This window comes from Nocardioides sp. IC4_145 (assembly GCF_011250565.1).
Taxonomy (GTDB): Bacteria; Actinomycetota; Actinomycetes; order Propionibacteriales; family Nocardioidaceae; genus Nocardioides.
Genome location: NZ_JAANMS010000038.1, coordinates 28799 through 48330, shown reverse-complemented (window position 1 = coordinate 48330; position 19532 = coordinate 28799). Strand labels below are relative to the sequence as shown.

Genomic DNA, 19532 nt, shown 5'->3' with positions numbered 1-19532 from the left:
GCACCGGAGTGGTGGGCGCCGGGGTGGTGGGCGCCGGAGTGGTGGGCGCGGGCGACACGATGGTGCCGTAGCGCACGGAGTAGTGCGACACCGCTTTGCCCGACGGGTGCGTGATGGTGAGGGTGTGAACCGGCTTCCCGAGATCCGCCGTGACCGGTCCGTTGCCCTGCTGAGCACTGCCGGCCTTCACGCAGTAGCCGACGATCATCTTCCCGGCAGGGGCGTGGACGGTGACCGCCATCGGGTCGCCCTTGGTGTCGATCTTCCCGGACGAGAGCGGGGCGCACACCTGGTCCGTGCTGGGCGCCGCCACCGAGGTGGGCGCGAGACTGACGACCGGGACGACGACGGCGGCCGCCGCGAGGGCGGCGAGCGGGGCGATGCGGTTGCGCACGAAGGTCTTCTTCCGAAGGAGGGAGCTTGGTGGAAGAAGCGTCGCAGCGGTCTCGGCCGATCAGGCCTCTGTTGAGGGAACCTTGTGGCGGGAGGGGACAACCTTGTGGTCGTCTTGAGGAACGGCAGGCCCGCCGAGGTGCCGGACGTCCGGGATGAAGGCTGCGGCGAGCGCGGCGAGCAGCATGACGACGCCGATGACGGCGAAGCCGAGGGTGTAGCCGCGCTCCTCCGGGATGCCGCTCGGCAACACGTGGGCGGTCACGATCCCGGCCATGACGGCCGACCCGACGGCGCCTCCGATGGTGCGGATGTTGGCGTTCATCCCGTTCGCGACGCCGGTCTGCTCCGGCGGCACCGAGGCGATGACGACGCCGGCGAGGCTGGAGAAGATCAGGCCGGAGCCGAGGCCTTGGACGGTCGTGGCGGCGTACAGCTGCCAGGTCTCGTCGTGGAGCAGGGCCATGGAGAAGTACGTCGCCGCCGCGGCGAGCGCGCCGGTCACCACGACCACCCGGGCGCCGAGCGTCCGCACGAGCCGGGCGGTGACGAACCCGACGAGGAAGCTCGCGACCGCGGAGGGGAGCAGCAGCCACCCCGACTCCGAGATGGTCGCGCCGAAGCCGTAGCCGGCCTCCTCGGGGGTCTGCAGGAACTGCGGCAGGAAGCCGAACGACGCGAACATGCCGAAGCCGACGAAGCCGGAGACGAGGTTGGTCGTCCACACCCCGCGCCGGCGCATCATCCGCATGTCGATCATCGGCACCGGTGCGCGCGTCTCCGTGCGGACCCAGGCGACCAGCAGCACGACCGCAGCAGCGAGCAGGCCGAGGACGCGGCCGGACGCCCAGCCCCACGCGTTGCCCTTGCTCAGCGCCAGCAGCAGCGAGACGAGCCACCCGCTGAGCAGCAGCGCGGGCAGCACCGGCAGCCGGGCGGCGGTGCGCACGGGCGACTCGGGCACGAACAGCAGGGCGGCGACGGCGGCCGCGGCGGTCGCGAACATCGGGAGCAGGAACAGCCAGCGGTAGCCCAGCCCGTCCACGATCGGCCCGGCCACCACCACCCCGATGCCGAAGCCGGCGGCGGTCAGCGAGGCGATCACGCTCAGGGCGGTCGGCATCCGTCGTCCGAACTCGTCGCGGATGATGCCGAACGACAGCGGCAGCACGCCGCCTCCCGCGCCCTGCACCACGCGCGCCGCGATCAGCCAGCCGATGCTGGGCGCGAAGGCCGCCATGAGGGACCCGACGACGAGCGCGCTCATCGTGATGACGAGCATCCGCACCTTGCCGACCACGTCGCCGATGCGGCCGAGCAGGGGAGTGCAGATCGAGGCGGAGAGCAGGTACGCCGTCAGCACCCAGGTGACGGTCGCCTGGTCGGTGTCGAGCTCGACCTGGATCCGGGCGAGGACCGGCACGATCAGCGACTGCAGCAGCGAGAACGACGCCGCGGCCGTGGCCAGCACCGCGAACGTGATCGCGGGCCGGGAGCGTGGTGCTACGGGTCAGCCCAGCTTGAGCGTGGCGGTGATCCGGGTGCCCTCGGAGCGGTCGATCTGGAGGCTCTGGCAGATCGACTCGACCAGCGCGAGGCCGCGCCCGCGCGGGGCGTACATGTCGACCTGCGTCACGGTCGGCTCGGCCTCGCTGCCGTCGTCGCGCACGCAGAGCGTCAGCATGCCGTCCTGCACCCACCAGGAGACGTGGATGGCGTCGTCGTCGGACCGGCCGTGCTCGACGCCGTTGGTGACCAGCTCGCTGACCACGAGCGCCGCGTCGTTGACGATGCGGTCGGGCACGCCCGCCTGCGTCAGGAAGTCGTGGAGCTGGTGCCGCGCCGCGGTGGCGGCGGCCAGCTCGAAGGGGAGCCGGTAGGACCGGACGTCGCCGGTGCTCATGCGGTCCGGTAGGGCATCGCGCACACGTGCAGCACGCGCTGCGCGACGGACCCGTCCTCGGCGACGAGGTCGAGCTCGGCCCCGGCGTTCCTCATGTTCTTGTGGGCGGTGGCGAGCACGCCGATGGCGAGGCTCGGCATGAAGTCGACGTCGCTGAGGTCGACGACGAGGGTCTCGGCGAAGTCCTGGCTGTACTTCTGCAGGACGTCGCGGAACCGGGGGCCGGCGAGCTCGTCGATCGTGCCGCTCACGCGCACGGTGCGGCTCTGCTCGTCATAGTCCGCACTGAAGGGTCGGTCCAACACCCGGTCATCGTAACGGAGGCGGTCGCCGGCCGGGTCGGCCGTGCCCCTCGGCACGCGCGGGGGTCAGTGGAACCGGATGGCGAGGACGGTGGTGTCGTCGTCCTTCTCGCCAGGAACTGCCTCGACGAGGCGGTCGATCCACCGGTCGAGCGGGTCGTCGCCGGGGCCGGTTCCGCCGGCCTCGCGCAGCAGGTCGAGGGCGGCCAGCAGGTCCACCTCGCGCCGCTCGACGAGGCCGTCGCTGAACATCAGCAGCGTCGAGCCCGGCGGCACCTCGACCTCGGCGGCGCGGGCGTGGCCCTCGCCGAGGCCGAGCAGGGGTCGCGCGGTGACGGGCACGTCGCGTGCGGTGACGCCGTCGAAGAGCAGCGGGAGCGGGTGCCCGGCGCTCACGAGCTCGACCCGTCGGCTGTCCGCGTCGACGACGGCCACCAGGGCGGTGGCGACGCGCTCGTCGATGAGCGACGACATCAGCTGGTCGAGGCGGTCCAGGCAGGTGCCGGGGTCGTCGCCGGCGAAGAGGTAGGCGCGCATCGCGGTGCGGATCTGGGTCATCGCCCCGACCGCGCTGACGCCGTGCCCGGCGACGTCGCCCACCACGTAGGCGACGCGGCCGCCGCCGACCTCGACGGCGTCCCACCAGTCCCCGCCGAGCTGGAAGGTCGAGGCCGGGAGGTAGCGGGCGACGACGTCGATGCCTTCGACCTCGGGCAGCTGCTCGCGAAGGATCGAGCGCTGGAGGGACTCCGCGACCGCGATCTGCTCGCGCGAGCGCTGGAGCATGAGGCCGTTGACGTGGGTCTGGAGCGCTGTCGCAGCGTCGGCCTGCCAGGCCTCCCACGGGGCGCTGTGCCCGCGCACGACCTGCTGCCACTTCTCGAAGGACTTGCGGGGGGAGAGGCGGACCTCGGGCCCCTCCTGGGCGGCGAGCAGCTTGTTGGTGGGGTCGCCGCCCCAGTCGACGACCTGCTCGAGCTCGGGCCGCAGCCACAGCAGCCAGCTGTCGGGGCCGGCGGCGATGCAGAGCGCCCCGGCGGCTACGGGCGCGTGCTCGGCCAGCGCGGGGTCGAGCACGGCGAGGTGGTCGCTGGCCACGACGTCGCCGGTGGGCCGCAGCAGCAGCCGGGCGATGCGGCGCACGACGTCGCCGTCGGGCACCTGGCCGGCGGTGTGCAGCTGCTCGTCGTGGCAGAGCGCGACGCCGCCGGCGTCCATGAGGCGCAGCAGGTCGGGGTCGGCGACGAGCCCGTCGAGCGGGGCGTCGCTCGACGCGGAGAGCCGGGCGGTCATCTTCGCCAGCGTCGACTGCGCGGCGAGCGCGGCCTCGCGCTGGTCGGAGCGCTCCCGCTCGGCGACCATCTGCGAGGCGACCTGGCCGAGGAACTCCGCCGCGGCGCGGGCGTCCTGGCTCGGCCGGTGCGGACCGGAGTAGTGGTGGCAGGCCACCAGGCCCCACAGCTCCTCGTCGACGATGAGCGAGACCGACATCGAGGCGGTGACGCCCATGTTGGAGAGGTACTCGACGTGGATCGGCGACACGCTGCGCAGCGTGGAGTGCGACAGGTCCAGCGGCGCCTCGGTGGCCGGGTCGAGCACCGGGTGGAGCGGCACGGGGGTGTAGCCGATGTCGGCGATGAGCCGGGTCCAGTTGGCGGTGTAGAGCCGCCGGGCCTGGGCCGGGATGTCGGTGGCCGGGTAGTGCAGCCCGAGGAACGGGTTGAGGTCCTCGCGGCGCTCCTCGGCGACGACCTCGCCGTTCCAGTGCTGGTCGAAGCGGTAGACCATCACCCGGTCGAAGCCGGTGATCGAGGAGACCTCGCGCGCCAGCTGGGCGGTCAGCTCGTCGACGGTCGTCGACGCGGCGAGGCGGCCCATCGCGCTGCGCGCGGAGCGGTACGACATCGGGAGGGCGCGGCCGCGCTCGAGCGACTCGATCTCGACCACGAGGCGGTCGCCGGAGGTGTGCACGCCGACGTCGACCGTGCTGCCCGCCAGCGCGCCACCGCCGTCGGCCGGCAGCAGCAGCGTCAGCGGCTCGCGGGCGGTCGCGAGCTCCGCGTGGTGCTGGATCGCGCGGGTGGCGCCGTCGCCGACGAAGTCGGCGAGGGGACGCCCGAGCGCCTCCGCGAGGGGGACGCCGAGCAGCTCCTCGACGTTGGCGGAGACCATCACGGTGGTGCCGGTGGCCGGGTCGACCGCGAGCAGCACGCCGTGGGGTTGGATCGCGCCCGGGATGTGGATCGGCTCGCGGTCGCAGTTGTTGAGGTCGACGCGACCGTACGCCGGGGTGTGCGGCGACACCGTCTCGGTCACGCGGGCTCCATCGGCAGTCGCAGCAGGTCGGGGCCCACTTTACCCGTCGGCGACCCGCGCCGGGCTCACCCCTGCCGGTCTGCTCCCGCGGCCTCCTCGGCCACCGCCGCGAGCACCTCGTCGAGCCGCTCGGCCAGCTCGCGCGGGCCCTCGACGACCTCGACCGCCCCGGCCTCCCGCAGCTCCGCCGCGCTGACCCCGCCGGTGAGCACCCCGACGAACGCCACGCCGGCAGCGTGCGCCGACTCGGCGTCCCAGACGGTGTCCCCGACGGCGAAGGCATGCGTGGCGTCGACCCGCTCGAGGCTGACCGAGAGCAGGTCGGGCGCCGGCTTGCTGGACTCCGCCTCGTCGCCGGCCAGCGTCGAGCGGATCGCCGACGTCCCAGGGACGAGGTCGAGCAGGCGGTCGGTCAGCTCGCGCTCCCCGGAGCTGGCCAGCACGACCCGGAGCCCCGAGGTCCGTAGCGCCTCCAGCAGGTCCTCGGCGCCGTCGAGGGCGACGATCTCGCCGAACCGCGCGTCGAAGTGGTGCGCGTGCCGCGCGCGGACGTCGTCGCCGACCGACCGCTCGACCCTGTCGTCGGTCACCTCCGCCACGAGCCGGTCGCCACCCATGCCGATGGCGCGGTGCAGCCGGTGGGAGGCGACGTCGACGCCCACGTCGCGGAAGGCGGCCCGCCAGCAACCGACGTGGACGTAGACCGAGTCGACGAGCGTGCCGTCCAGGTCGAGGACGACCGAGTCGGGGCGCTCGGGACGGCCGGGGGAGTCAGGGGTTCGCGTGGTCATCTCATGCACGGTGCCCCGCCAGGCGTGCCGGCAGTCAGGCGCGGACCCGAGCGGCCGGGCCGTGTGCGAGCCCCCACGGCGGGGGTACCGCACGAGGACGCCGCTCCCCGCGGCGTACGCACCGCTCGACCACCGGGAGGGAACCCACGTGAGCGACGCCAGCACCGGCCAGGACACCCCGCACGCGGAGGAGCGCAAGCTCGTCGACCTCATGGACGACATGCCGATCGCGATGATGACGACCGTCGACGCCGAGGGACGGCTGCGGTCGGTCCCGATGGCGCGGCAGGAGGTCGAGCCGACCGCGGACCTGTGGTTCATCACCGCCCGCGACACCCAGCACGTGGAGGACCTGCGCGCCCGGCCGCAGGTCGGGCTGACGTTCTCGGCCCGCGACTCCTGGGTCGCCCTGCGCGGGACTGCCACCGTGGTCGACGACGAGGCGAAGCTGCGCGAGCTCTGGAACACCTTCGCGGAGGCCTGGCTCCCCGGCGGCCCGGAGGACCCGCAGGCCGTGCTCATCCACGTCGCGGCGGAGCACGGGGAGTACTGGGACAGCCCCGGCGGCAAGGTCGCCTCGCTGATCAGCTTCGCCAAGACCAAGCTGACCGGCGACACCTACGACGCCGACACTGGCGCCGTGGACCTGTAGCCCGGACCGCCGCGGTCACCGGCCCCGCACGGACGACGAGGCCCGGCGCTCGTGGAGCGCCGGGCCTCGTGCCGTCCGGACGTCGCGATCATCCGGGAGAGATGTGCCGGCGGTCGTCTCCGCAGCCACCAGGGTCTGCGTAAGGCCCCTACGGATGAACCGCCGGCACCCAGGAAGTACCCGGGCGCCGCGACGGCAATCACATCCGATGTCGTTTTCACCCCGACGGGTGAGGGGCCGAGCCGCCGGCGAGCGGACGGGTCAGACAGAGCCGGGGGTGCCGTGCTCCGGCACCGCCTCGAAGAACGGCATGCCGGTGATGACGAGGACGCGGTGGGCGATCGTGCCGGGCGTCGCGACGAGGGCGAGCTCCGCACCGTTCTCCTCCGCCTGGCGCAGGCCGGTGGCCAGCACGCCGACCGCGACGCTCGGGAGGAAGTCGACGTCGCTCAGCTCGACGGTCAGCGGACGGCGGTGCTCGTCGGAGTGCTCCTTGATCGCGCTGCGGAGCGCGGCGACGGCGTACTCGTCGATGGACCCGCCGAGGGTCAGGACCCCATCGGCGTGGGAGGACGAGAATGGCCGTTCGAGCATGGCCCGACCTTATCCGTGGGGCGAGCGGTCCCGAAACCGATGTCCTCACCCCTCGGGGTACTTCGTGGGGCGCGCGGCGGCGGCGTAGTCCGTGACGTTGCGCAGGTGATCGGGCGAGATCCGCCTGCGGAACGTCACGGACTACCCCGGCGGAGCGCTCCTGCCTGTGGACGACACAGGTTTCCGGGGCAGCGGGGCCGGTCACCGGGGCGGCATGACGCTGTTGACCGACGGGCGCCCGGCGCCACCCACGCAGGTGGACCTCCCGATCACGGACGGACCGGGCACCGGGTTCCGCGACTGCCGCGGTGTCTGGCACCGGCTGGACCGCGAGGACGACGGGAGCCGGGACTGATGCTGCTGCCGAAGGCCCGCGGGACGCTCAGCGAGCAGCTGTTCACCGCGCTCCGCGAGGAGCCCGGCACCGCGGTCGTGCTCGACGCCGCCGTCGCCGACGACGCCGAGGACCGGGCGATCGCCCTCTGGGCGTCGTACGAGCTGCACTACCGCGGCTTCGAGGACGTCGACGACCGCTGGGAGTGGAGCCCGGACGTGCTACGCGTGCGGGCAGGCCTCGAGGAGGTGCTCGAGTCCGAGCTGCGGGAGCGGTACGACGCGCACCGGCCCGAGCGCACCAGCGACCGCGTCGAGGACCTCGCCAAGGACCTCTTCGACTACATCGCCGCGCACGACGGGCCGTCGATGGCGCGCTACGTCCAGACCGACGCGACCGAGGCGCAGACGATGGAGCTGCTGCGGCAGAAGTCGGTCTACCACCTCAAGGAGGCCGACCCCTCCGCCTGGGTCGTCCCGCGGCTGCCCACCGGCCCGAAGGCCGCGCTGATGGAGCTGCAGTTCGACGAGTACGGCGACGGCAACCCCGCCCGGCTGCACCAGCACCTGTTCGAGCGCGGCCTCGAGGCCGCGGGCCTGCGGTCGGAGTACGGCGCGTACGTCGACGAGGCGACCGTGCCGGTGCTGGAGTCGAACAACGTCCAGTCGTTCCTCGGCCTGCACCGGCGGCTGCGTGCCGCGTCGCTCGGCCACCTGGCGGCGTTCGAGGCGACCAGCTCGATCCCGTCGCGCCGGATGGCCCAGGGCCTCGAGCGTCTCGGCTTCCCCGACGAGATCGTCGAGTACTACCGCGAGCACGTCGAGGCCGACGCCGTCCACGAGCAGCTCGCCGTGCGTGACATCTGCGTGCCGCTCGTCGAGATGGAGCCGACGCTGGCCGACGACGTGTTCCTGGGCGCCTTCGCCTGCCTCGACACCGAGGACCGACAGGCCCGCGACCTGCTCGAGCGCTGGGGGGTGGACGCGTGAGCGCCCAACCTGCCGACCAGCCCGCCGACCCGACGTCCGACGTCACCGCCGGTCGCCCGGTGGTGGAGGAGCGGCCCACGATCGTGATGTGCCCGGAGGGCCCGATGCTGCTGCGCGGTGACGCGGTCATCGAGGACGCTGAGGGCAACCGCCACCGCACCACCCGCCCGGTCAGCGCGGTCTGCCGGTGCAACAAGTCCGCCACCAAGCCGTGGTGCGACGGCACGCACAAGCTGCTGCCGAAGAAGCTGCGGCCCTAGCGAGTCCGGTAGATCTGGCCGCTGGTGGGGAAGTTTCATCGGCCGGCCGACAAACCTCACGGTGGGCCGATGAAGCTTCATCGGCCCACCAGCAGCTTCAGCGGCCAGCCGATGAAGCTGTCGACTGGCGGCGTCGCTGCGAGGCGGGCTCAGGCCCGGACGAACCGGGCGACGACCCCGCGCTCGAAGACACGGGTGGAGTCGAGGGTGAGGCCGCAGCGCGCGGCGACCGAGCCGGCGAGGGCGTCGACCTGCTCGACGTTGCCCAGCTGGAGCAGCAACGAGGCGCCGGGCAGCAGGTGGGCGGCAGAGACCTCGACGCAGGCGATCGCGACGACCAGGCCGTCGACGCCGCCGTCGATCGCGAGGAGCGGGTCCTCGGGGAAGCGCCCGGTGTCCGCGGCGGGGACCCACGGCGGGTCGGCGACGACGAGCGCGTAGCGCTCGTCGGTCGGCACCATCGTGGCCAGGTCGCCGTTGCGGACCTCGACCCGGTCGGCCAGCCCGGCCGCGGCCGCGTTCTGCAGCGTGTACGCGCACGCGACGGGGTTGGCGTCGACGCAGACCAGTCGCCGGTCGCCGTCGTGCACCGCGAGCAGGCCGATCTGGCCCGCTCCGGAGCACAGCTCGAGCACCGGTCCGGCCGGCGCGTCGGTCAGCAGCTCGGCTGCCCACTCGGACTGGCCGACCGTCCAGGGGCGGGGGCGCAGGACGCGCTCGTCGAAGGTGATGGTCAGGGGTCCGAAGGCGACCTGCTCACCGACGGCGGTGCCGGGGTGGTTCACCGCAGCGTGCCCGTCAGCGCGGGCACGGGGACGAGCTCCGAGGTGGGCTGGTCGGGTCCGGTCGAGGTGTCGTCGCCGCGGAGGATCCCGATGAGGAGGAACGTGCCGCCCACGAGGACCACCAGGGCGAGCACGGCGGCGGCGATCAGGTAGCGGGCACGCCGGTTGTCCACCGGCTTCTTGTCGGTCATGACGGCTCCCCGTCTCGGCACAGGCACATGCCCGCCCTGTGTCCCGAAGCCGCGGCGGCCATGCGGTGCCGTCCGCGCGCGGGGGCGTCCCGGCGTACCTGTGGTGGGATGCACTCATGACCGAGCTGACGCGCCCCGTGCGCATTGCCATCGTCAATGACTACGAGCTGGTCGTTGCTGGCATGGCGGCACTGCTGCAGCCGTACGCGGACCGGGTCGAGGTCGTCGAGCTCGACAGCCGCACGCCGGTCGTCAGCGACGTCGACGTCGTGCTCTACGACTCCTACGGGCAGGTGCAGGGCGACCGGATCGACATCGACGAGCTGCTGCGCGGGAGCGACGCGCGGTTCGTGATCTTCAGCTGGAACGTCCAGCCCGACCTGGTGCGGCGCTCGCTCGAGAACGGTGCGGCGGCGTACTTCTCGAAGGCGGTCAGCGCCGAGGACCTCGTCGGGTTGATCGAGCGGGTGCACCGCGGAGAGACCGTCACGCCGGAGGAGACCACGGCGGAGGACGCCGGCGAGTTCGGGCGCTGGCCCGGCGAGGAGCTGGGTCTGAGCCAGCGCGAGTCCGAGGTGCTGGCCCTCATCACGCAGGGGTTGTCGAACCAGGAGATCAGCGAGCGCGCCTACATCGGCGTCAACACGGTCAAGACCTACATCCGCACGCTCTACCGCAAGATCGAGGTCAACCGGCGCGCGCAGGCGGTGGCGTTCGGCATCGAGCACGGCTTCCAGCCCGACCGCGTCCGGCACGTCGACGGCCGGACCCAGCGCGAGGGCTGAGCCTCGGGACCGGGCCCGGCCGACGGAGGACGCAGGAGCTGGACGAGGGCTCAGCCCGAGACGCGGCCCTCGACGACGTACGCCAGGCGGCGCAGCGACTCGACGTTGCGCCAGCCGAGCTGGAGGTCGCGCAACGGCTTGGGCACGAGCCGACCGGGACCGTCCTCGACGTCCTCCTCGATGGTCACCTCGGTCTCGGTGCCGACGGCGGCGAGGCGCAGCCGAACCCGCGCGGTGCCGGCCGGCCAGCCGCGCGCCTTCAGCTCCAGCAGCGAGGGCGGTCGCGCCTCGAGCACCTCGGTGTTGTCGTCGATGAGCAGCGGCCAGGTGCCGACGGAGTGGTGCAGCTTCGCGCCGACCTGGGGCCAGTGCTCGTCGACGTCGCGCATCCGCGACGCGCCGACCACCCAGAGCGGGTAGAGCCAGCCGTCGCAGAGCACCTCCCAGACCTGCTCGGGCGTGGCGTGGATGAGGCGGGTGTTGGTGCTCACGGGCGGAACACCACCTTGACCATGCCGTCCTCCTTGGCACGGAACTTGGCGTACGCCTCGGGTGCGTCGTCCAAGGGGAGGTGATGGGTCGCGAAGTCCTCGGTGCCAAGGGGGTCGCCGTCGGTGAGCAGCGGCAGGATGTCGTCGCTCCAGCGACGCACGTTGGCCTGGCCCATCCGCATCTGCACCTGCTTGTCGAAGAGCTGGAACATTGGCATCGGGTCGGTCGCGCCGCCGTACACGCCGGACAGCGAGACCGTGCCGCCGCGGCGGACGCAGTCGATCGAGGCGTGCAGCGCGGCGAGGCGGTCGAAGCCCGCGTTGAGCATCAGCGGCTCGGCGATGGCGTCGGGGAGCAGGCCCACGGCCTTGATCGCCTTCTCGGCGGCCGGGTTGCCGTGCGCCTCCATGCCGACCGCGTCGATGACGGAGTCGGCGCCGCGACCGCCGGTGCGGCTGCGGACCTCCTCGGCGAGGTCGTCGACGGCGTCGAGGTCGATGGTCTCCGCGCCGCGGGCGCGGACGCGCTCGAGCCGCTCGGGGACCCGGTCGACGACGATCACGCGGTGGCCCTCGTGCATCGCGATGCGCGCGGCCATGTCGCCGATTGGTCCGGCGCCCATGACGAGCAGGACGCCGTCGTCCGGCAGCTCGGCGTACCGCACGGCCTGGTAGGCCGTCGGCAGCACGTCGGAGAGGTAGAGGAAGCGGTCGTCGGAGGGACCCTCGGGCACCCGGATCGGCAGCGTGTCGGCGAACTGCACGCGGAGGTACTCGGCCTGGCCGCCGGGGACCTGGCCGTAGAGCTTGCTGTAGCCCAGGAGGCTCGCGCCGGTGCCGTGCTCGCGGTTCTGCGTCGTCTCGCACTGGCTGTGCAGGCCCTGCGAGCACATCCAGCAGGTGCCGCAGCTGACGTTGAACGGCACGACGACCCGGTCGCCGACCTTGAGGTCCTTCACGCCGGGGCCGACCTCCTGGACGACGCCCATCGGCTCGTGGCCGACGACGTCGCCCTTGGTCATGAACGGCGAGAGCGGCTCGTAGAGGTGGAGGTCGGATCCGCACAGCCCCGTCGAGGTCACCTTGATGATCGCGTCCGTCGGGTCGACGATCGTCGGGTCCGGCACCTCGACCACCTGCATGTTCTGCGATCCCTGCCAGGTCACTGCTCTCATCCGGTGCTCCTCCTCGCCGGCCGCGCGGGCCGGTTCGTCCGTGGGTGCGTCTCGACCGTCCGGTGACCCGCGGCGTCACCGGCCACACGGGGCGTCCGCGGGTCGGTGGGGGAGAGCCGCTCTCGTCCTTTGGGGTGAGATCGCGGACCGCGCCGCCGGGGCACCAGCGGACGGTGACGCTCCTCGACCCTGCCCCGGCGACCTCGGCTCGCCGTCGCCACGCGCGCGCGGAGCGACCCGTGACGGTGGCTTCCGTGCCGTCCGGGCACGTCTACGTCCGGCACCTCGCGCCCGAGGCGGGCCCCGGCCCCCGGCGGTTGCCCGACCCGCGGCCGAAGGGCCGTCCGGCCGATTCGCAGGTCTGGTGGCCGCCCGCGATGCTCAAGGCCGACTGGGTGCGGGAGCACGACTTCGACCTGCTGCACCTGCACTTCGGGTTCGACGCCCGCAGCCCCGAACAGCTCACCGAGCTTGTGCGCGCGCTGCGCGAGACCGGCCGGCCGCTCGTGCAGACCGTTCACGACCTGCGCAACCCCCACCACGAGGACCGCACCCTGCACGACGCCCAGCTCGACGTCCTGGTCCCCGCGGCCGACGAGCTCGTCACGCTCACGCGCGGCGCTGCCGAGGAGATCGAGCGCCGCTGGGGCCGGACCGCGACGGTGGTGCCCCACCCGCACGTCGTCGACCTGCGCACGATGGCGATCGCGCAGGACACCCGTGCCCGCCGCCGCACCGACGCCTTCCGGGTCGGTCTCCACGTCAAGAGCCTGCGCGCCGGGATGGCGCCGATGACGATCCTGCCGGCGCTGGTCGAGACGGTCGCCGCGCTGCCGGGCGCGGTGCTCCAGGTCGACGCGCACCACGACGTGATGGACGAGGACGGCGCACGCCGCGACGACCGGCTGGCGACGTGCCTCCGTGGTCTCGAGCGCGACGGCCTCGTCGACCTGCGCGTCCACGACTACTTCACCGACGCCGAGCTGTGGGCCTACCTCTCCTCGCTCGACGCCTCGGTGCTGCCCTACCGCTTTGGCACCCACTCCGGCTGGCTCGAGGCCTGCCGCGACCTGGGCACCACCGTCGTCGCGCCCACCTGCGGCTACTACGCCGACCAGGGGCCGGTGCTGTCCTACGTCCACGCCGAGGAGTCGTACGACGCCGACACCCTCGCGCAGGCGGTCCGCACCGCCTACGAGACGCGGCCGCGGCTCGGTGCCTCGATCGACGAGCGTCGTCGGCAGCGGGCCGAGGTGGCCGTCGCGCACGACCGGGTGTACGCCGCGGCGCTGGAGAAGGCGGGTCGTCGGTGCGCATCTGCCTGATCGCCTCGAGCCGGTTCCCGGTGGCCGAGCCGTTCGCCGGCGGGCTGGAGGCCATGACCCACGCCCTGGCACGCGAGCTGGTGGACCGCGGTCACGACGTGTCGCTGTTCGCAGGACCCGGCTCGGACCCGGCGCTGCCGGTGGAGCTGCTGGACCTGCCGGAGTTCGAGCCGAGCGAGGTCGCGATGGACGACGTCAACGCGCCGTCGCGGCACTGGATGACCGAGCACCACGCCTACCTGTCGCTGATGCTCTCGCTCGCCGAGGGCGAGGACCGCACGTTCGACGTGGTGCACAACAACAGCCTCCACCACCTGCCGGTCGCGATGGCCCGGTCGCTCTCGGTCCCGGTCGTGACGACGCTGCACACCCCGCCGCTGCCGTGGCTGGAGTCGGCGATCGCGCTGGCGCCGGACGCCTCCTCGTTCGTCGCGGTCAGCCGTGCCACCGCGCAGGCGTGGGCGCACGTCGCGGAGGCCGCGGCCGTGCACAACGGGGTCGACGTCACGTCCTGGCGGCCCGGACCCGGCGGCGGCCCGGCGGTGTGGACCGGTCGCCTGGTGCCGGAGAAGGCGCCGCACGAGGCCGTCGACGCCTGCCGGCTGGCGGGCGTGCCGCTGCTGCTGGCCGGGCCGATGTCGGACCCGGCGTACTTCGAGGAGCAGATCACTCCCCGGCTGGGGGAGGGGGCGACGTACGTCGGCCACCTCGACCACGCCGCGCTCGCGGGTCTGCTGGGGCACGCGTCGGTGGCGGTAACGACGCCGGCGTGGGACGAGCCCTACGGCCTGGTGGCGGCCGAGGCGATGGCGTGCGGCACCCCGGTGGCGTCGTACGCCCGCGGCGCGCTGCCCGAGGTCGTGGCTCCGGAGGCCGGCGTGCTGGCGCGGCCGGGGGACGTCGAGGACCTGGCGCGGGCCGTGCTGGCCGCCCGCGGGTGCGACCGGGCCGCCGTCCGGCGCCACGCCGAGCTGCACTGCTCGCTGACCCGGATGACCGACGAGTACGAACGGCTCTACGCCGACCTGGTCGACCGCGCGCTCGCTGCATGACCGGGGTCGGCTCAGGGATCGGCTACTACGTCCACCACGTCGGCCGCGGCCACCTGCACCGCGCCGGCTCGATCGCGGCGGAGCTCGCCCGCGGCGGGGTGGAGGTCACCGGGCTCTCGACGCTGCCGGAACCTGCCGGCTGGCCCAGTCCGTGGGTGCAGCTCGCGCGCGACGACGAGGGTGTCGACCCCGCTCGTGACGCCGTGACCGCCGGCGGCCGGCTGCACTGGGTGCCGCGCCACGCCGCGGGCCTCCGCGACCGGTCGGCCGCGATCTCGGCATGGATCGGGGCCACGGCGCCCCGGGCGATGGTCGTCGACGTGTCGGTCGAGGTGTGCCTGCTCGCCCGGCTGCACGGCGTGCCCGTCGTCTCCGCGGTGCTGCCCGGCGTCCGCGACGACGCACCGCACCTGCTCGGCGCCGACGTGGCCGACGCCCTGCTGGCGTTCTGGCCCGCCGAGGCGACGGCGCGCGGCATGGTCCGGCCCGCGGCGCTGGCCGATCGGGTGACGGCGGTCGGTGGCCTGGCGCGGTACGCCGTCGCGGATCCGGCCCCGCGCCGGAAGGGGGCGCCGCGGGTCACCTACCTGGCCGGCTCCGGCGGTCACGACCTCGACCCGGTGCTCCTCGCGGAGGCCCGGAGGGAGACGCCCGACTGGGAGTGGACCGTGCTCGGCGGCACCGCACCCTGGGTCGACGACCCGCGCTCCGCGATCGCCGAGGCGGACGTCGTCGTCACCCACGCCGGGCAGAACGCGCTCGCCGAGGTGGCCGCGCTGCGCCGGCCCTGCGTCGTGGTGCCCCAGGACCGCCCGCACGACGAGCAGCACACCACCGCGCGGGTGCTCGACGCCGGTCCGTGGCCGGCGGTCGCGCGCGAGACGTTCCCGGTGACCGGGTGGGCCGCGCTGCTGGACGAGGCGCGCGGGCTCGACGGCGCCGCGTGGGCCGGTTGGTGTGACGGCGGTGCCGCCGCCCGCGCCGCCGAGGTGGTACGCCGCGTGGCCCTCGGGGGAACCGGGTGAGCATGCCCGGCACGTCCAGGACGGCGGGTTCCGTCGTCGACAGGTCTCCCGCCGGCGGTGGCCGCCCGGTGCGGGTCGGCGTGGTGACGGTCGCCCACGGCCGGCACGAGCACCTGCGCCACCAGCACCGCGCGCTGGCCCGGTCCGACCGGCTGCCCGACGACTACGTCGTGGTCGCGATGGGCGACCCGGAGATCACCTCTCGTGTGGTGGACGGGTTGCCGTCGCGGGTGGTGCCGATCGCCGTCCCGCCCGACGGCCGGCTCCCGCTGGCCGCCGCCCGCAACCGCGGCGCCCGCGAGGTGATCCATGCCGGCGCGGACGTCGTGGTCTTCCTCGACGTCGACTGCCTGCCCGGGCGCGAGCTCGTGGCGGCGTACGCCGACGCAGCGCAGCGCGGGGCCGGGGTGCTCTGGTCCGGCCCGGTCACCTACCTGCCGCCCGGGCGGGGCGGGGCGGACCTGGACCGGCTCGACGAGCTCGACGACCCCCACCCGGCGCGGCCCGCGCCTGCACGCGGGGAGCTCGTCACCGGCGCCAACCCGGACCTGTTCTGGTCGCTGTCGTTCGCGGTCTCCGCCGAGGGCTGGGCGCGGGTCGGCGGCTTCTGCGAGGAGTACACCGGCTACGGCGGCGAGGACACCGACTTCGGCCGCTCGGCCGTCGCCGCCGGGCTCGACCTCGGCTGGGTCGGCGGCGCCCGGGCCTACCACCAGCACCACCCGGTCGAGAGCCCGCCGGTGCGCCACCTCGACGACATCCTGCGCAACGGTGCGCTCTTCCACGAGCGGTGGGGGGAGTGGCCGATGCGGGGGTGGCTGTCGGCCTTCGAGGAGCAGGGGCTCGTGCGGCGCACCGCCGACGGGTGGGCGCGCGCCTGAGGCGGGTGGGTACCGACCCCGCATGGCGAACCCCACCGACGACCTCCGCTCGCTCGTGCTGGTGTGCACCCTGAAGAAGGGCGGCGAGGACTCCAGCTCCGAGCTCATCGGCACCCAGGTGCTCGACCGGCTGGCGGCCTACGGCGCGCCCGGCGAGGTCGTGCGCGTCGTCGACCACGACGTGCGCTTCGGCGTCACCACCGACGAGGGCGACGGCGACGAGTGGCCGACCCTCCGCGAGAAGATGCTCGCCGCCGACGTCCTCGTCGTCGCCACGCCGATCTGGCTCGGCCAGCCGTCGTCGGTCTGCAAGATGGTGCTCGAGCGCCTCGACGCCGAGCTCGGCGAGACCGACGACGAGGGGCGGATGCTGACCTACGGCAAGGTCGCCGCCGTCGCGGTCGTCGGCAACGAGGACGGAGCGCACCACGTGGTGGCCGAGTGCCTCCAGGCGCTCAACGACACCGGCTTCTCGATCGCCGCGAACGGCAGCACGTACTGGGTCGGCGAGGCGATGCAGGCCGTCGACTACGCCGACCACGACGAGACGCCCGAGAAGACCGCCGGCACCAACGACACCGCCGCCAAGAACACCGTCCACCTCGCCCGGCTGCTCAAGGCCGCGCCGTTCCCCGCCTGAGCCGTCGGGCGGTTCGGGCGGTTCGGGCGGTTCGGGCGCAGGAAAGGCAGGGAAGCACCAGCATCCCAAGTTCACTTGGGATGCTGGTGCTTCTCTGCCATCGCGATGGCCGAGGAGCGGGCACGAAGGCCGGGGAGTGGCGCCTCCGGGCTCGACCCGACCCGGACTCGGGACCGGCTCAGCCGCGCAGCTGCGGGAGCACCTCGGCGCCGTAGGCGCGGATCATGTCGAGGTAGTTCGGGCCCATGTTGGCGACGTACACCTCGTCGTAGCCGGCGTCGACGTACTGCTGGAGCTGCTCGACGTGGCGGGCGACGTCCGGGCCGGCGACGATGCTCTCGGCGGTGGACTCGCGGGTGACCAGCTGCGAGGCCTGCTCGAAGTGCTTCGGCGAGGGCAGCACCTGGGCGAGCTCGCCGGGGAGGCCGGCGTTGGCCCAGAGCCGGTGGGCGTGGTCGACGCCCTCGTCCTCGGTGGCAGCCCAGGCGACCTTGACCCCGCCCTGGGCGGGCTTGCCGCCGGTGGCGTCCTTGAACTCCGTGATCGAGTCGGCGTCGGGAGCGGTGCTGATGAAGCCGTCGCCGATCGCCTTCGCGGTCTGCAGCGCCTTGGGCCCGAAGGCGGAGACGTAGACCGGCACCGGCTGCTCGGGGAGCGTGTAGAGCCGCGCGGTGTCGACCGAGTAGTGCTTGCCCTGCCGGGTCACGGTGGCGCCGGTCCACAGCTCGCGCATGACGTCGACGGCCTCCTCGAGCATCTCGAGGCGTACGTCGAGCGAGGGCCACGGCCCGCCGAGGATGTGCTCGTTGAGGGCCTCGCCGGTGCCGACGCCGAGGGTGAACCTGCCGTCGAGCATGACCGACGCCGTGGCCGCGGCCTGGGCGACGACCGCCGGGTGCACGCGCACGGTGGGGCAGGTGACCGCCGTGGTCACCGGCAGCGAGCAGGCCTGCGACAGCGCGCCGATCACCGACCAGACGAACGCGCTCTCGCCCTGCTCGTCGTTCCACGGGTGGAAGTGGTCGCTGATCCACAGCGCCTCGAAGCCGGCCTCCTCGGCGGCGACGGCCTGCTCGACGAGCTGCTGCGGCGTGTACTCCTCGCAGGACAGGAAGTATCCGAAGCGCATCTGGGGGTCTCCTCCCGGGTCGTGGTGGGGCGGGGGAGAGGTACCCCGGGACCCGTGCCGGCACCCGGCTCTCCGAGGGGTCGGTGCTTGCGACCCGCTCCGGTGGGCACCGGACCCGGAGCGCGGATCCCCCGCCGCGCGAGGACGGTCCCCCCGCCGTCCGTGCCGTGCCCGACCCTGCCCGGAGGCCCGGATGGAGCTGCTCGACGACCGGTACGAGCTGCGCGCCCTGCTCGGACGCGGCGGCTCGGCCGAGGTGCACCGCGCCTGGGACCGCGTGCTGCAGCGCGAGGTGGCGGTCAAGCTGCTCCTCGCGCCCAGCGCGCCCGAGGAGGACACCACCGCACGGTTGCGGTTCGCCTCCGAGGCGCGGGTGCTGGCCCGGCTCGACCACCCCGGCCTGGTCCGGCTCCTCGACGTGGGTACGTCGGCAGGCCGGCCGTACTTCGTGCTCGAGCTGGTCGACGGCGGCACCGTCTCCGCCCTCCTGGCCGCCGCGCCGCTGGACCCGGCGCTCGTCGCGCGGGTCGGTGCGCAGGTCGCCGACGCCCTGGCGCACGCGCACGCCCGCAACGTCGTGCACCGCGACGTCAAGCCTGCGAACGTGCTGCTGACCGCCGCCGGCGACGCCAAGCTCGCCGACTTCGGGATCGCGCGCCTGCTCGGGGAGGGCGTCGGCGTGACCCGCACCGGTCACACGGTCGGCACCATCGCCTACCTGGCGCCCGAGCAGGTTCGCGGCGAGGGTGTCGGCCCGGCCGTGGACGTCTACGCGCTCGGGCTGCTCCTCCTCGAGGCGCTGACCGGCGCCCGGGCGTTCCCGGGGACGTCCAGCGAGTCGGCCTTCGCGCGGCTGCACCACGGCCCGACCATCCCGCTGTCGCTCCCGTCCGGCTGGCCGCGGCTCCTGGCCGCGATGACGGCCGGCGACCCCGGCGAGCGACCGCCGGCCGCGGCCGTCGCCACCGCCCTGCGCGCGCTTGCGACCGGCCGCCCGGTCACGGCACCGCTGCCCGGGCCGGCTCCGACCGTCGACACCGCGACCGCCGAGCCGCTCACCCGGTCCGTCCGGCTCGCGGGCGCGCCCGCCCGGCGGCGTACGGCGCGGTGGGTGGGGGTGGCGGCTTCGCTGGTGGTCGGCGCGGTCGCCGGGATCGGGACGATCGGGTCGCCGGAGCCGGCCGTCAGCGACGACGGGCCGACGCGGTCCGTGCCGGCGCGCATCCAGCCGGCGTCGGTGCTGTCGCGCGCGCCCAGCCCGGAAGCCGACCGCGCCGAGCGGGATCCGGCCCCGGCTGTCGCGGGACGCGACGCGCGCGGCGGGCCCGGACGCGAGGCCGGGAGCAAGGCAGAGCCTCAGGCGAAGGACCAGGCGAAGGACCGGGCGAAGGGTGGACCGGGGAGCAAGGCGAAGGGGAAGTCGAAGGGGAAGGCCCGGGGCAAGGCGAGGGGCCACCACAAGGGCGGTGGCAAGGGCGGTGGCCGCGGACGCGGTCACCGTTGAGCGCGAGTGACGGAC

Annotated in this window: 22 protein-coding genes; 10 read left to right on the top strand and 12 right to left on the bottom strand. The window is 73.9% G+C overall.

Features of this window, described 5'->3' with window-relative positions; translation table 11 throughout:
• The 6 genes from G6553_RS15530 to G6553_RS15505 all read right to left on the bottom strand — a co-directional run.
• Positions 1-394 (bottom strand): hypothetical protein (locus G6553_RS15530; protein ID WP_207619850.1); only part of this gene is annotated, 394 nt, incomplete at its 3' end.
• A gap of 60 nt (positions 395-454) precedes the next feature.
• The gene (locus G6553_RS15525; protein ID WP_207619849.1) at positions 455-1864 is read right to left on the bottom strand and encodes an MFS transporter; all 1410 of its coding nucleotides are present in this window, start codon (positions 1862-1864) and stop codon (positions 455-457) included.
• A 39-nt stretch (positions 1865-1903) separates the two neighbouring features.
• A complete protein-coding gene (locus G6553_RS15520) occupies positions 1904-2296 on the bottom strand; it encodes an ATP-binding protein (RefSeq protein WP_166194865.1) in 393 nt (130 codons plus the stop codon).
• Entirely contained in the window at positions 2293-2601 is a 309-nt protein-coding gene (locus G6553_RS15515; RefSeq protein ID WP_166194862.1) for an STAS domain-containing protein, read from the bottom strand. The genes G6553_RS15520 and G6553_RS15515 overlap by 4 nt, the downstream gene beginning before the upstream one ends.
• A 63-nt stretch (positions 2602-2664) precedes the next feature.
• Positions 2665-4914 carry a SpoIIE family protein phosphatase gene (locus G6553_RS22240; protein WP_166194859.1) on the bottom strand — a complete coding sequence of 750 codons (2250 nt, stop codon included), beginning with the start codon at positions 4912-4914 and terminating at the stop codon, positions 2665-2667.
• A 65-nt stretch (positions 4915-4979) separates the two neighbouring features.
• A complete protein-coding gene (locus G6553_RS15505) occupies positions 4980-5705 on the bottom strand; it encodes an HAD family hydrolase (RefSeq protein ID WP_166194856.1) in 726 nt (241 codons plus the stop codon).
• A gap of 148 nt (positions 5706-5853) precedes the next feature.
• On the opposite strand from G6553_RS15505, the gene G6553_RS15500 reads away from it, so the two are divergent.
• Positions 5854-6357, top strand: coding sequence for a pyridoxamine 5'-phosphate oxidase family protein (locus tag G6553_RS15500; RefSeq protein ID WP_207619848.1), 504 nt, complete (start codon positions 5854-5856; stop codon positions 6355-6357).
• 261 nt (positions 6358-6618) lie between these two features.
• Here G6553_RS15500 and G6553_RS15495 read toward each other — a convergent pair whose 3' ends face one another.
• On the bottom strand, positions 6619-6951 hold the full coding sequence (locus G6553_RS15495) for an STAS domain-containing protein (RefSeq protein ID WP_166194853.1): 333 nt from the start codon (positions 6949-6951) through the stop codon (positions 6619-6621).
• A gap of 354 nt (positions 6952-7305) precedes the next feature.
• Between G6553_RS15495 and G6553_RS15490 the strand changes: the two genes are divergently transcribed.
• Positions 7306-8274 carry an iron-containing redox enzyme family protein gene (locus G6553_RS15490; RefSeq protein ID WP_166194850.1) on the top strand — a complete coding sequence of 323 codons (969 nt, stop codon included), beginning with the start codon at positions 7306-7308 and terminating at the stop codon, positions 8272-8274.
• Positions 8271-8534 (top strand): CDGSH iron-sulfur domain-containing protein, encoded by a 264-nt coding sequence (locus tag G6553_RS22235; RefSeq protein WP_347565744.1) that lies wholly within the window; start codon positions 8271-8273, stop codon positions 8532-8534. The genes G6553_RS15490 and G6553_RS22235 overlap by 4 nt, the downstream gene beginning before the upstream one ends.
• Positions 8535-8683: 149 nt before the next feature.
• On the opposite strand, the gene G6553_RS21325 is transcribed toward G6553_RS22235, so the two are convergent.
• Complete coding sequence (locus G6553_RS21325) at positions 8684-9319, bottom strand: class I SAM-dependent methyltransferase (RefSeq protein ID WP_347565743.1); 636 nt, start codon at positions 9317-9319, stop codon at positions 8684-8686.
• Entirely contained in the window at positions 9316-9510 is a 195-nt protein-coding gene (locus G6553_RS21320) for a hypothetical protein (protein ID WP_242680505.1), read from the bottom strand. The genes G6553_RS21325 and G6553_RS21320 overlap by 4 nt, the downstream gene beginning before the upstream one ends.
• Before the next feature lie 116 nt (positions 9511-9626).
• Here G6553_RS21320 and G6553_RS15475 point away from each other — a divergent pair, with 116 nt between their 5' ends.
• Positions 9627-10295, top strand: coding sequence for a response regulator transcription factor (locus G6553_RS15475; protein ID WP_166194844.1), 669 nt, complete (start codon positions 9627-9629; stop codon positions 10293-10295).
• 50 nt (positions 10296-10345) lie between these two features.
• Here the strand turns inward: G6553_RS15475 and G6553_RS15470 are convergent, their stop codons facing one another.
• Together G6553_RS15470 and G6553_RS15465 are read right to left on the bottom strand one after the other, a co-directional pair.
• Entirely contained in the window at positions 10346-10786 is a 441-nt protein-coding gene (locus tag G6553_RS15470; RefSeq protein ID WP_166194841.1) for an SRPBCC family protein, read from the bottom strand.
• Entirely contained in the window at positions 10783-11961 is a 1179-nt protein-coding gene (locus G6553_RS15465) for a zinc-dependent alcohol dehydrogenase (protein ID WP_166194838.1), read from the bottom strand. Before G6553_RS15465 ends, G6553_RS15470 begins: the two co-directional genes overlap by 4 nt.
• 254 nt (positions 11962-12215) lie before the next feature.
• On the opposite strand from G6553_RS15465, the gene G6553_RS15460 reads away from it, so the two are divergent.
• Genes G6553_RS15460 through G6553_RS15440 form a run of 5 tightly spaced genes read left to right on the top strand, consistent with a single transcriptional unit; the run spans position 12216 to position 16884 of the window.
• Positions 12216-13286 (top strand): glycosyltransferase, encoded by a 1071-nt coding sequence (locus G6553_RS15460; protein WP_347565742.1) that lies wholly within the window; start codon positions 12216-12218, stop codon positions 13284-13286.
• Positions 13271-14338, top strand: a complete 1068-nt coding sequence (locus G6553_RS15455) for a glycosyltransferase family 4 protein (RefSeq protein WP_347565741.1) — start codon at positions 13271-13273, stop codon at positions 14336-14338. Before G6553_RS15460 ends, G6553_RS15455 begins: the two co-directional genes overlap by 16 nt.
• Complete coding sequence (locus G6553_RS15450; RefSeq protein ID WP_166194835.1) at positions 14335-15363, top strand: UDP-N-acetylglucosamine--N-acetylmuramyl-(pentapeptide) pyrophosphoryl-undecaprenol N-acetylglucosamine transferase; 1029 nt, start codon at positions 14335-14337, stop codon at positions 15361-15363. The genes G6553_RS15455 and G6553_RS15450 overlap by 4 nt, the downstream gene beginning before the upstream one ends.
• A gap of 2 nt (positions 15364-15365) precedes the next feature.
• Positions 15366-16244: a galactosyltransferase-related protein gene (locus G6553_RS15445; RefSeq protein WP_207619847.1), complete on the top strand. Its 879-nt coding sequence runs from the start codon at positions 15366-15368 to the stop codon at positions 16242-16244.
• Between the two features lie 22 nt (positions 16245-16266).
• Positions 16267-16884 carry an NAD(P)H-dependent oxidoreductase gene (locus G6553_RS15440; RefSeq protein ID WP_166194831.1) on the top strand — a complete coding sequence of 206 codons (618 nt, stop codon included), beginning with the start codon at positions 16267-16269 and terminating at the stop codon, positions 16882-16884.
• Positions 16885-17062: 178 nt separating this feature from the next.
• Here G6553_RS15440 and G6553_RS15435 read toward each other — a convergent pair whose 3' ends face one another.
• On the bottom strand, positions 17063-18013 hold the full coding sequence (locus G6553_RS15435; RefSeq protein ID WP_166194828.1) for a TIGR03557 family F420-dependent LLM class oxidoreductase: 951 nt from the start codon (positions 18011-18013) through the stop codon (positions 17063-17065).
• A 193-nt stretch (positions 18014-18206) separates the two neighbouring features.
• Between G6553_RS15435 and G6553_RS15430 the strand changes: the two genes are divergently transcribed.
• Positions 18207-19517, top strand: coding sequence for a serine/threonine-protein kinase (locus tag G6553_RS15430; RefSeq protein WP_166194825.1), 1311 nt, complete (start codon positions 18207-18209; stop codon positions 19515-19517).
• The last annotated feature ends 15 nt before the right edge of the window (positions 19518-19532 follow it).

Bases quoted from the DNA above. Each gene is read 5' to 3' on its own strand.
- G6553_RS15520 (WP_166194865.1), bottom strand. From the start codon at position 2,296: ATGAGCACCGGCGACGTCCGGTCCTACCGGCTCCCCTTCGAGCTGGCC.
- G6553_RS15505 (WP_166194856.1), bottom strand. From the start codon at position 5,705: ATGACCACGCGAACCCCTGACTCCCCCGGCCGTCCCGAGCGCCCCGAC.
- G6553_RS15495 (WP_166194853.1), bottom strand. From the start codon at position 6,951: ATGCTCGAACGGCCATTCTCGTCCTCCCACGCCGATGGGGTCCTGACC.
- G6553_RS15490 (WP_166194850.1), top strand. From the start codon at position 7,306: ATGCTGCTGCCGAAGGCCCGCGGGACGCTCAGCGAGCAGCTGTTCACC.
- G6553_RS21320 (WP_242680505.1), bottom strand. From the start codon at position 9,510: ATGACCGACAAGAAGCCGGTGGACAACCGGCGTGCCCGCTACCTGATC.
- G6553_RS15475 (WP_166194844.1), top strand. From the start codon at position 9,627: ATGACCGAGCTGACGCGCCCCGTGCGCATTGCCATCGTCAATGACTAC.
- G6553_RS15465 (WP_166194838.1), bottom strand. From the start codon at position 11,961: ATGAGAGCAGTGACCTGGCAGGGATCGCAGAACATGCAGGTGGTCGAG.
- G6553_RS15450 (WP_166194835.1), top strand. From the start codon at position 14,335: ATGACCGGGGTCGGCTCAGGGATCGGCTACTACGTCCACCACGTCGGC.
- G6553_RS15445 (WP_207619847.1), top strand. From the start codon at position 15,366: ATGCCCGGCACGTCCAGGACGGCGGGTTCCGTCGTCGACAGGTCTCCC.
- G6553_RS15440 (WP_166194831.1), top strand. From the start codon at position 16,267: ATGGCGAACCCCACCGACGACCTCCGCTCGCTCGTGCTGGTGTGCACC.
- G6553_RS15435 (WP_166194828.1), bottom strand. From the start codon at position 18,013: ATGCGCTTCGGATACTTCCTGTCCTGCGAGGAGTACACGCCGCAGCAG.
- G6553_RS15430 (WP_166194825.1), top strand. From the start codon at position 18,207: ATGGAGCTGCTCGACGACCGGTACGAGCTGCGCGCCCTGCTCGGACGC.